Below are 11,461 nucleotides of genomic sequence, written 5' to 3'. Positions count from 1 at the left end.
CTGATATGTCTCGTTTTTCTCATCTTTTTTCCGGCACTGCATTGGCGCTGTGCCTGCCCGCGACCGCTGCTTTGGCGGATTTGACCGCCGAGGAGGTTTGGGCCGACTGGCAGTCCTACATGTCCAGTGCGGGCTACGCTATCACAGCATCTGAAGCCGTCGAGGCTGGAACCGTTTCCGTCTCCGACATGACCTTGGACGTGGAATTTGCCGACGATACCGGCGCAGGCTCTTTCAAAGTGGCAATCGAGTCCATCAACTTCGTCGAGCAAGGCGATGGCACTGTGGCAATCGAGCTGCCCGCAAGCACAACGATGAACATGTCATTTGTGCCGGAATCCGGTGAGGATGTGACAGTAGCTGTAGATTTTATCCAAACGGCGCCAAGCATGGTTGCATCTGGTGATCCCGGTGACTTGACATACACCTACGCGGCCGATGCCGCGCGCATGGCCTTGCAAAGTGTCACAATTGATGGCGTTTCGGTTGGCCCCGAGATCGCAAAGGTGGACGTGAACATGACCGATCTCGCACAGGTCGTTCAAACGTCCGTGGGCGACGTCCGGAAGATGGCGCAAGACATGTCCATCGCATCCGTCGACTATGACATCGCGTTCAACGATCCGGAAAGCGACGACAACTTCCAGATCAAGGGCGCTATGAGCGGCCTGAAGTTGGACGGTACCGGCGATTTGCCCTTGGAAGCGGATGTTCAGGATCTGAACGCAATGCTGAACGATGGTTTCAAGGCACAGGCGTCTTTCACCACAACTGGCGGCAACTACGACATGTCGTTCAGCAGCGAAGAAGACGGAAGCGGTACAGCAAACGCCACGTCGACCGGCGCAAAGTTTGACGTCGCCATCGGGCCGGATGGCCTGCTCTACGATGTGGCGCAAAGCGGTGTGAACATGAACATGCTGCTCACTGAATTGCCATTGCCCCTGTCCTTTTCTGCCACAGAGATTGGAACCCGTTTCCTGATGCCGCTGCAGAAGTCAAATGAAGAGCAGGATTTCGGTCTCGCGGTTACGCTCAGCGAATTTTCGATGTCCGATGCGATCTGGAGCCTGTTTGATCCGACCTCGCAACTGCCTCGCAACCCGGCGACATTGGTCGTTGATTTGAGCGGCAAGGCAAAAGTGCTGTTTGACTTCCTTGACCCGGCACAGGCCGAAGTGCTTGAGCAGTCCGATACAATTCCGGGGGAATTGAACGCTCTGACTGTAAACAAGCTTGAACTTGATGCCGTTGGCGCGCGTCTTACCGGCGCAGGCGACTTCGTATTCGACAACACAGACCTGGCCACATTCGATGGCATGCCGCGTCCAGAAGGCGCAGTTGATGTAACACTGGTCGGTGGCAACGGTTTGCTGGACAAACTGGTCGGCATGGGCCTGCTGCCAGAGGATCAGGCCATGGGCGCCCGTATGATGATGGGCCTGTTTGCCGTTCCGGGAGAGGGCGAAGACACCCTCAACTCGAAAATCGAAGTCAATGAAGAAGGTCATGTTCTGGCCAACGGCCAGCGCATCCGCTGATGTAAACCGGCGGGGCGGCGCAGGTCGCCGCCCTTGCACCTGTCCCTCTGCACCGCTACCTCAGGCGCAAGAATGCGGAGCAGACGAATGACCCCACCCGACTTATCGACACTCAGCCAACGCTTGCTGGACGCGGCCAAGTCCGCAGGTGCGGATACAGCGGACGCGATTGCAGTCCAAGGTACGTCCCTGTCTGTCGATGTCCGGAACGGGGCGCTGGAGCAGGCCGAACGGTCTGAATCCATCGACATTGGTCTGCGTGTTTTTGTCGGTCAGAAACAGGCCAACGTGTCAGCGTCCGATGTGAGTGATCGCACGATTGAAGAGATGGCAATGCGCGCTGTCGCGATGGCAGGCGAAGCACCTGAGGACCCATTTGCCGGACTGGCACATGCCGATCAACTGGCGACCGAGTGGGATATCGAAGCGCTGGAGTTGAACGACACATCCCCAGAACCCGCCGCTGAAGAACTGCAGTCCGACGCCCTTGCTGCCGAAACAGCGGCCAGAGCCGTGAAAGGCATCAACCAGGTCGAACAATCATCGGCGGGTTACGGCGTGCGCAACATCTGGCTGGCCGCCAGCAACGGGTTCTCCGGTGGCTACCGCCGCACAGATCGCGCGCTGAGCTGCGTTGCGATTTCAGGCAGCGGTGCCGAGATGGAGCGGGATTACAGCGGCGACAGCCGAATCTTTCAATGCGACTTGCGCAGCCCAGAGGATATCGGCACCGAGGCAGGCACACGGACAGTGGAGCGTGCCGGTGCCCGAAAGCCTCCGACCGGATCCTATCCGGTGCTGTTCGACGAAAGGATTTCGTCATCGCTTGTTGGCCATCTACTCGCTGCTGCAAATGGATCAAACATCGCACGCGGATCGTCCTGGCTGCGCGAGAAACTGGGCCAAACGGTGTTGCCGGAGGGTCTGAACCTGGTTGAAGATCCACACCGCCCACGAACATCGGGCACACGACCCTTCGATGCCGAAGGGTTGCCGACACGTCGCCGAGTTATTGTGGAAAACGGCATGCTGGTCGGCTGGACGCTTGACCTGTCGACGGCGCGCAAGTTGGATATGGCGCCCACAGGTAATGCCGCACGCGGAACATCGGCCCCGCCTAGCCCATCCAACTGGAATGTTGCCCTTGATGCCGGTGCCGCGTCACGCAAGGACCTGATCCGAGACATGGGTACAGGATTACTCGTAACCTCAATGATCGGATCGACGATCAACCCGAATACCGGTGACTACTCTCGCGGGGCCGCTGGTCTATGGATTGAAAATGGCGAGATTGCCTATCCGGTCAATGAATGCACCATCGCGGGCAACTTGATCGATATGCTGCGCCAGATCACGCCAGCGAATGATGCGCGTCCGCACCTGAGCCGCGTGGTTCCATCGCTTTTGGTCCCGAGTATGACTCTTGCCGGCAGCTGACCTGCCCCTTTTGGTCGATGCGGCCCGGATCGCCGGGCGGGTTGCGACCAGCTTTGCCGGACCATCGGCGGCCCGTTGGGACAAGCCTGACGAAGCGGGCCCTGTGACCGAGGCCGATTTGGCAGTGAATCACTCCCTCGAGACAACCCTACGTCTTGCCCGTCCCAACTATGGTTGGTTGTCGGAAGAGACGGAGGATAGTGCGGCACGCCTGACCGCTGATACGGTTTTTATCGTCGATCCAATCGATGGGACCCGAAACTTTGTGGAAGGCGGTCGGACTTGGGCCATCTCGATTGCTGTCGCGCACAAGGGTCAAGTCAGCGCTGCTGTCATTTACTTGCCACGACATGACAAGCTCTATGCCGCCGGCATTGGAATGGGAGCAACTTTGAATGGTGTTTCACTTTCGGCGACGCAGGCTGGCATGGCGCCGCAGAGCACCGTCCTCGCCGCGAGACCCACGCTCCATGACAAGCATTGGCGCGATGGCGCTCCTTTGATCGATCGGCACTATCGGCCATCACTTGCATATCGCCTGTCGCTTGTTGGCCAAGGTCGGTTTGATGGAATGCTCACGTTGCGACCCAGCTGGGAATGGGACATTGCCGCCGGTGCACTGATCGTGACCGAAGCAGGCGGCAGGATCACAGACCGCACCGGAGCGCCACTGCAGTTCAACAACGCCCATCCAGCCTTGAACGGTGTGGTTGCCGCAGGACCGCACCTTCACAGCGCATTGGTGGGCCGACTGGAACCCGTCTGATCATCCTGACGACCTTGACCCCCCGACCCATATGCGCAAACTGCGCGCGGCAAGCCCAGCCCATAGTTAAAGGAAATTGCAATGACACAGCGCCTGCACCTCGTCTTTGGTGGCGAACTGGTGGACCCGTCCCGGAACGTGTTCAAGGACGTTGAAGATTTGCATATCGTCGGGATTTTCCCGAACTACCAGGCGGCCTACGATGCCTGGAAATCCGAAGCGCAACGCACGGTGGATAACGCGCATATGCGATATTACATCGCGCACTTGCATCGCCTGCGCGACGAAGAGAACGCAGCAACCGCAACTGAAGAACTCGGCTGATAGCCACGTGCGTGGATCGCTTGGGCTGTCGGCCTATCGCACAGTGTCGGGGCGGCGCGCGCCTCCACCCTTTGCGCCAACTCGGGACAGGCCACCCGGAGAACTGGTCTGGATTCATGCTGCTGAACCAGGGAACAATCGCGCGCTCAACGATCTGGCCCACCGGCTGACCGCAATGCGTCCTGAATGCAACGTGTTGCTGACAGCCGCACAAGACGGCTTTGGAGATCGCGGTTCCGAATGCATATGGCAAGAAGCGACGCCGCCCGATCATCCTGCCGTCACAGACGCATTTATCGCCCACTGGGCACCCGATGTTCTGATCTGGGCCTGGGGCGACCTGTTACCCAATCTGATCCTGTCTGCGGCCGAAAAAGGCACGCATATGATGTTGGTCGACGTCGCGCGCGATGGGTTTGAAAGCAGACGCGACCGTTGGTTGCCGGAAGTCCCCCGCGCGCTCTTGGCGCAGTTTGATCACGTCACGGCACGCGATGAAGATGCACATCTGCGCCTTGCACAGATGGGACGCCCTGTTTCTGCAATGGAACTGGCGCAGCCCTTGCATCCATTTGGCAAGATGATGCCTGCCACGGAGAGTGATCTTTCAGACCTTACTGCTGAATTGGGCGGACGACCGACTTGGCTGTCAGCACGCACATCACCCCTGGAATGCGCCAGTGTATTGTCCGCACACAAATCTGCACTCAAAACGTCACACCGCTTGCTTCTGATCCTGCATTTCGCCGATCCGAAACAAGCACAAGATGCCGAAAGGCATGCACTTGATCAGGGGCTGACGTCTGCAAACTGGGGCGACGGCGCCTTTCCCGATGACAACACCCAAGTGCTGATTGCTGATGATGACACGGAACTCGGACTTTGGCTCCGTGTGGCAACGGTCACATTTCTGGGCGGATCAATGCGATCTTCCACCACCGTCTGTGATCCCTACTCCGTTGCAGCCCATGGAGCAGCGATCATTTACGGTCCGCATGTCGGCCCCCATGTCGACGCTTTCACACGGTTGATGAACGCTGGTGCCGCACGCATTGTGAACGACACCGCGTCGCTCGGTCGGGCCGTCAGCCAGATGATTACCCCTGACCATGCCGCACACATGGCCATGGCGGGGTGGGATGTGGTGACACGGGGGGCGGACAGTCTCGACAGGATCATCTCGCTGACGCAAACCCGCCTCGATGCACGCCAAAAAGGAAAGCCCTGATGCGCGCACCGAGCTTTTGGTCAAAACAGCGACCTGACGTGTGGGCCCTGTTGCTTTGGCCCCTCGGCGCACTCTACGCACGGGCCACTGCGCGACGCCTCGCACGGGGTACACCAGAAACACTGCCTGTTCCCGTGATCTGTGTCGGTAATTTGAACGCCGGTGGAACGGGCAAAACTCCCACGGCTATTGCGATCGCAGAACGTCTGCGCACCGCATTCCAGGACCCTCACATCGTCAGCCGGGGCTACGGCGGCACGGAAACAGGCCCAGTTGAGGTGGACCCGGCACGGCACAGTGCTGAACAGGTAGGGGACGAACCCCTGCTGCTCAGCGCATTTGCCAGGACATGGGTTTCCCGCGACCGCGTTGCAGGCGCCCACGCCGCCATAGCCGCAGGAGCCACAGCGATCATCCTCGATGACGGCTTTCAAGATCCGGCATTGCACCACGATATGGCCATCATTGTTGTGGATGCAGAAACCGGCTTTGGGAACAAGCTTTGCCTGCCAGCAGGGCCTTTGCGCGAACCTGTGGAAACCGGACTCGCACGGGCCGACATGATCTTGTCGATTGGCCCTAAGGAAGCACAAAGCCGGTTTGACACCTCGCATTTACCAAATGCGTTGCCACACGTCCGTGCTGATCTTCAACCGTTGCAAACCGGGATGGATTGGACGAACACGCCGCTCGTTGCCTTCGCGGGCATCGGACGACCAGACAAGTTTTTTAACACTCTGCGTGGGCTGGGCGCGCACCTTCTGCGCAGCGAAGCACTGGGGGACCATCAGAAACTCAGCACCGCGTTCCTCACACGCCTGGAACGCGAGGCGCGTAGCATCGGTGCTCAACTGGTCACGACGGAAAAGGATGCCGCGCGATTGCCACCCGCTTTCAGATCAAGGGTGATCACGCTGCCAGTACGCCTCGCGTTTGAAAACCCGGAACAACTCGACGCAGCGCTCAACGCTCTGCCGAACTCAGCTTCTTCTGACTGAAAATACCACCGCTGGAGGCACAAGCCCATCCGCAGTATGCGGATGGGAATCATTATGCCGCGCGCCAGCGCGTCCTTTCAACAGACAATCGGGGCGCAGCGCCCGACCATCAGGCCGGGCATTGCAACATCAAGTCAGCTGCCAGCCGCCTCGTCGATCAGACGGGCCATCTCATTGTAAGCCATGTTGTTGTACTTGGTCCCATTGATGACAAAGCTCGGGGTCGAATTAATACCGTCGTCTGCCGCGTTTTGCTGGTACCAAGCCACAAGCGTACGGAGGTTGTCCGCATCCGTCAGGCATGCCTCGATCTTATTGCTCGACAGCCCAGCCAAACGCCCGATCTTGCGCAGCTCATCTGCGATTTGTGCTGGATCACCACCCCCGGCGCGCGCCCACTCGGACTGGCCAGAATACAAAAGATCTGTCACACCAAAGAACGTTTCAGGCGTGCCTGCGCACCGCGCAATGGCCGAAGCCCACAGCCCAAACCGGTCAAAATATACTTCACGGTAGATGAAGTTAACCTTCCCGGCATCAATGTAGTCCGACTTGAGCTGCTTGAACGCACCGCTGTGGAAGGTTGCACAATGTGGGCAGGTATAGCTGGCATACTCAATCACTGTGACAGGTGCGTCCGGGTTGCCCAATTGCATCTCAACCACCGACGACGTGTCGATGTCATCCGATGCCGCCTGTGCATTGGCCGCACCAAGCAAGCGTTCGGCTTGTGCCTGCTCCTGCGCGCTCGGTCCGTTGGATTGCATCGAACTATACAGGAAATACCCCCCAACGCCGACAATAACGGCGAGGATAGCAACGATACGGTTCATGTGCGTGTTCCTTGTTTTTCTTTTGTCAGGATATGTGCGCCCAGCCGTTCGAGGGCCGCGCGCAGTGTTTCATCTTCAACAGGGGCGACAACATGGGCAGCGGCCCGGGTCATTTCCAGCGCAGGCTCTGGAGGCGTGGTGTCCTTGGGTCGATGCTCAAAGGCAACCTGCCCCTCAGCAAAACCGGTGGCTGCCGTTTGCGTGATCCGAATGCGCGCGATGGCATTATAGCCGTAGACCGCGTTCACCCGCTCCCGCAGTTGGTCCTTTTGCATCTCAAGCATGGGGGCCTGTGCGCCCGTGGTCAGCAAGGTCAGCGTCGCCCCCATACCTCCACGGCCATAACTGACCTCAACAGGACGGGCGATCGCGGCCACATCTGCCCCCGCCACTTCGGCCCAATCCGTCAGCAAGCGGCTTTGAGCAAAGCCGCGGCTTTCGCTGGCTTGCCGAATCTGTCCGGTCAGCAAAGATGCTGTCCGTTTGAACCCTTTTGTACTGGCACGCCGCATGGCCATAGCTATGTTCCCTGTCACTCACTCGTGATCATAACGGATCAAGGCGTGATCACCAGCAATCTCAATAGGAGAGCCATAACTCTTGCGTGACCTCAGCAATGAACTTCTGGATTGGTACGACGTACATGCGCGCGCAATGCCGTGGCGAGTGGGGCCAACGGACAAGAAAGCAGGCGTGCGCCCCGACCCCTATGCCGTCTGGATGTCCGAGATCATGCTGCAACAAACAACTGTTGCCGCCGTCACCGAGTATTTCAAACGGTTCATAACACGCTGGCCCACGGTGTCCGATCTCGCCGCTGCAGAGGATGCAGAGGTCATGGGTGAATGGGCCGGGCTGGGCTACTACGCCCGCGCCCGCAACCTGCTGAAATGCGCCCGTGCCGTGGTCGCCGATCACGATGGTACATTTCCTGCGGACCACGCCGCACTGCTAAGACTACCAGGCATCGGCCCCTACACGGCTGCCGCCATCGCCTCGATCGCCTTCGACCTGCGACACGTCGTTGTTGATGGAAACGTCGAGCGGGTCATGGCACGCATGTTCGACGAACATACGCCGTTGCCAGCATCCAAGCCGATCCTGACCGAACATGCTGACAGGTTGACGCCCCAAGACCGTCCCGGCGACCACGCGCAGGCGGTCATGGATTTGGGGGCCACAATATGCACCCCGAAATCCCCAGCCTGCGGCATTTGCCCGTGGCGTGAACCGTGTCAGGCGCGTGCCGCTGGAACAGCGCCAGAGCTGCCGAAGAAAACACCGAAAAAAGCAAAACCCATCCGCCACGGCACCGTCTACCTTGCCCAGCGCAACGATGGCGCTTGGCTGGTCGAAACGCGCCCGGACAAGGGATTGTTGGGGGGAATGATGGGCTGGCCAGGATCAGAATGGGTGGATACATCCGAACCCCGCCCCCGAAACGCACCGCTTGAAACTGACTGGATCAAGCTCGACGGTGAGGTACGGCACACCTTCACCCATTTCCACCTGATCCTTGACGTGATGGTCGCGAACGTCAGCAATGCCGAGCCCGAGCGCGGCTTCTACCTGCCGCGCGATCAATTTCGTCCCTCCGACCTGCCGACGGTCATGCGCAAGGCCTTTGATCTGGCGCAGAAGTGACAATTCGCACCGTGGCGTCACCCTTGGCAGAAACGGCCACTTGTCTTTAAGCTGCGGTGCGCGCAACCAGAGGATCAACCGACATGACACTGCCGCCGGAAACCGTTGCCAAGGTGCAGAATGCCCTGCCCTTCGCCATGTCATTCCTGCTAATCCCGCTGGCGATTGTTAGCGCCGTCTATGGCGGTTGGACCGTGATCCTGTTGCCAGTGGTGACATGGTACATGTTCTCTATCCTTGATCTCGCGGTGGGCCTGAACACCGACAACGCCGATCTTGAAGCGACCGAGGATGACCTGTTCTGGTACCGGATGATCACAACCGCATGGGTGCCTGCGCAATTTCTGATGCTGTTTGGCCTGATTGCCTATGTCGCACCGGCCGATCACCTCAACACGATCGAAAAGCTGGTGATCTTCTTTGGCGTTGGCGTCATCACCGGCACGGTCGGGATCAACTACAGCCACGAGCTGATGCACCAGAAGAACAAGCTCGAACGCTGGCTGGGCGACGCGCTCTTGGCCATGGTGCTCTACTCCCATTTCCGGTCCGAGCATTTGCTTGTGCATCACCGTTATGTCGCCACCCCGCGCGACCCGGTCACCGCCCGCATGAACGAAAGTTTCTACCGCTTTTACCCCCGCGTTCTGAAGCAATGCTTCTTGTCTGCATGGAATGCCGAAAAGGCGATGCTGGCCCGCAAGGACCTACCCGCAACAGACAGTTCAAATCCCTTCTGGAAATACGCCTACCTGCAACTGGTGTGCTTTCTTCTGGCCTTTGCGCTTGGTGGCTGGGCAGGCGTGGGCCTCTTCATCCTGCAAGCGGGCGTTGCGATCTGGCAGCTTGAGCTGGTCAACTACATTGAACACTACGGTTTGACCCGCAAACACCTGGGCGATGGCAAATATGAACACGTGCAGCCACGCCATTCTTGGAACGCCGCGCACAAGGCATCGAACTGGCTTCTGATCAACCTGCAGCGGCACTCGGACCACCACTACAAGCCCGACCGCCGCTTCCCGGTGCTGCAAAACTATACCGAAGCTGACGCACCCCAGCTGCCCTACGGTTATCCGGTCATGACCATTGCAGCGATGATGCCCAAGGTGTGGAAACGCGTCATGAACCCACGCGTGCAGAAGTGGCGGGATATGTACTATCCCGAAATCACGGACTGGACCGCGTACAACAAGGCAGCGAACCCGCTTCCGCGCTAGTCCATCACCCATAATGACAGAGGTTTTGCCACACCGCGTACCGACTGGTCAGGTGCGCGGCGGAAACCCTCTGACACGCCTGCGGCGGTCACAACAGCGTCGCTCACAATGGCCCGCACATTCAGCGCACGGGTCATCGCTTCGAGCCGGTTTGCCACGTTCACAGTGTCGCCCAGAACCGCGAACTCAAGCCGATTTGCGCCGATGTCCCCCAAAACAACTGGCCCGTAGTGAAGGCCAAATCGTGCATCGATTTCAGGCAAGCCCTCGGCACGACGGTCAGCATTCAGCGCATCCATCCGGTCCACCATCGCTTTCACACACGCAACAGCACGGACCGCATCATCTAGCAACGGCAACGGTGTACCAAAGGTCGCCATCAACCCGTCGCCCAAGTACTTGTCAAGGGTGCCACCATGGGCAAATACTTCGCTCTCCATCCTGGCGTGAAAGGCACGCAAGGTCTCGATCACCTCTTGGGCCGGTCGCTTGTCTGCATAGGCAGTAAAGCCGGCGATATCGACAAACAGGACCGCCGCGTCATGACTGCGGATCTGGCCCAATGGTTCGTCCTTGGTCGACAACTCATCCACCATTGTTGGTGAAAAATACCGCGCCAGATTGGTCCGCTCGCGCGCCATTTCGGCACTGTCCAGGACCAGCATCTGATACCGGCGCACAGCCACGGCCAGGATCAATGCCACAACCAGAAACACAACGACCTGCTGAAACCGCAAATCCCAATTCACATTGTTCGGGTCAAACTGCTGAGCCAGATCCGGATGGTTGGGAAACATCGCATTGGCCGCATCGGTCAGTTCCGGAAAGGTCCTGCCAAACCACCAGACACAGAGCGTACCGGTCAGCCACATCGCCATTGTCCAGTTCCCGATGGCAATGATCGTGCGCCAGGAATAGGTCAGCACACCCGCCGCCAAGATAATGAAGAAGTATTGAAAGACCTCGAAATTGTAGATCAACGCCGTCGGCATCGGATCGTCCTGCAATGGGTTGGGCACAAGCAACGCCAGGGTCATCAACAAGAGGTCAGCAAACAACAGGGCCAATTCCGCCCGCGACTGCCCCACCCGACCAACACGCCGCTGTGCCAGTCCCACCAGTACAAGGCAGAACAACAGGAAAAGATACCAAACCACATCCCAGTTCGGGTTCAGAAACACCAGCATGACGGCGGTGACAGACAGCGCCCCGACCCGTGCTTTTACCGCCAGGTCCATCCCTTCGCGTTTGTTGCGGGCGAGCGCTTCTTGCGCGTGCCGATGTGCGGGAATTTCGTCTTCACGATCCGTGCGCTGCGACACCGGCAACGCGCTGCTTGCATCCACCATGATCTCTGCCCTCTTGGCTTCTGTGCTCCAATGTAAGTGCTCCTAACAAAAAAGCCCCGCCAAAAAGGCGGGGCATAGGTGCAGTGCCCTATTGGGCCTTCTGAAAGGCCGCAGGCACCTG

11 protein-coding genes are annotated in these 11,461 nt (G+C 58.7%); 8 read left to right on the top strand and 3 right to left on the bottom strand.

Annotated features, from left to right (window positions below):
* Window positions 1-5: 5 nt before the first annotated feature.
* The 6 genes from IE087_RS02630 (at window position 6) to lpxK (ending at window position 6,294) form a co-directional block, all read left to right on the top strand.
* Window positions 6-1,541, top strand: coding sequence for a DUF2125 domain-containing protein (locus IE087_RS02630; protein WP_189367426.1), 1,536 nt, complete (start codon window positions 6-8; stop codon window positions 1,539-1,541).
* A gap of 87 nt (window positions 1,542-1,628) precedes the next feature.
* Window positions 1,629-2,978: a TldD/PmbA family protein gene (locus IE087_RS02625; protein ID WP_189367424.1), complete on the top strand. Its 1,350-nt coding sequence runs from the start codon at window positions 1,629-1,631 to the stop codon at window positions 2,976-2,978.
* Window positions 2,965-3,744 carry a 3'(2'),5'-bisphosphate nucleotidase CysQ gene (locus IE087_RS02620; RefSeq protein ID WP_189367422.1) on the top strand — a complete coding sequence of 260 codons (780 nt, stop codon included), beginning with the start codon at window positions 2,965-2,967 and terminating at the stop codon, window positions 3,742-3,744. The genes IE087_RS02625 and IE087_RS02620 overlap by 14 nt, the downstream gene beginning before the upstream one ends.
* 81 nt (window positions 3,745-3,825) lie before the next feature.
* Entirely contained in the window at window positions 3,826-4,068 is a 243-nt protein-coding gene (locus IE087_RS02615) for a DUF4170 domain-containing protein (RefSeq protein WP_189367420.1), read from the top strand.
* Window positions 4,069-4,075: 7 nt separating this feature from the next.
* A complete protein-coding gene (locus tag IE087_RS02610) occupies window positions 4,076-5,296 on the top strand; it encodes a 3-deoxy-D-manno-octulosonic acid transferase (RefSeq protein WP_189367419.1) in 1,221 nt (406 codons plus the stop codon).
* Window positions 5,296-6,294, top strand: coding sequence for a tetraacyldisaccharide 4'-kinase (lpxK, locus tag IE087_RS02605; RefSeq protein WP_189367417.1), 999 nt, complete (start codon window positions 5,296-5,298; stop codon window positions 6,292-6,294). Before IE087_RS02610 ends, lpxK begins: the two co-directional genes overlap by 1 nt.
* 134 nt (window positions 6,295-6,428) lie before the next feature.
* Here lpxK and IE087_RS02600 read toward each other — a convergent pair whose 3' ends face one another.
* Together IE087_RS02600 and IE087_RS02595 are read right to left on the bottom strand one after the other, a co-directional pair.
* On the bottom strand, window positions 6,429-7,127 hold the full coding sequence (locus IE087_RS02600; protein WP_189367415.1) for a DsbA family protein: 699 nt from the start codon (window positions 7,125-7,127) through the stop codon (window positions 6,429-6,431).
* Window positions 7,124-7,645: a DUF721 domain-containing protein gene (locus IE087_RS02595; protein WP_189368316.1), complete on the bottom strand. Its 522-nt coding sequence runs from the start codon at window positions 7,643-7,645 to the stop codon at window positions 7,124-7,126. The genes IE087_RS02600 and IE087_RS02595 overlap by 4 nt, the downstream gene beginning before the upstream one ends.
* An 82-nt stretch (window positions 7,646-7,727) precedes the next feature.
* Between IE087_RS02595 and mutY the strand changes: the two genes are divergently transcribed.
* Window positions 7,728-8,771 (top strand): A/G-specific adenine glycosylase, encoded by a 1,044-nt coding sequence (gene mutY, locus IE087_RS02590; RefSeq protein WP_189367413.1) that lies wholly within the window; start codon window positions 7,728-7,730, stop codon window positions 8,769-8,771.
* 83 nt (window positions 8,772-8,854) lie between these two features.
* On the top strand, window positions 8,855-9,991 hold the full coding sequence (locus IE087_RS02585) for an alkane 1-monooxygenase (RefSeq protein ID WP_189367411.1): 1,137 nt from the start codon (window positions 8,855-8,857) through the stop codon (window positions 9,989-9,991).
* Here the strand turns inward: IE087_RS02585 and IE087_RS02580 are convergent.
* The gene (locus IE087_RS02580) at window positions 9,988-11,340 is read right to left on the bottom strand and encodes an adenylate/guanylate cyclase domain-containing protein (RefSeq protein ID WP_189367410.1); all 1,353 of its coding nucleotides are present in this window, start codon (window positions 11,338-11,340) and stop codon (window positions 9,988-9,990) included. The two genes, IE087_RS02585 and IE087_RS02580, sit on opposite strands and share 4 nt — an antisense overlap.
* Between the last annotated feature and the right edge of the window lie 121 nt (window positions 11,341-11,461).

The organism is Tateyamaria omphalii, assembly GCF_014651375.1.
Taxonomy (GTDB): Bacteria; Pseudomonadota; Alphaproteobacteria; order Rhodobacterales; family Rhodobacteraceae; genus Tateyamaria; species Tateyamaria omphalii.
Note: the sequence above shows the minus strand (reverse complement) of the source record. Positions and strands in the feature narration are given on the sequence as shown.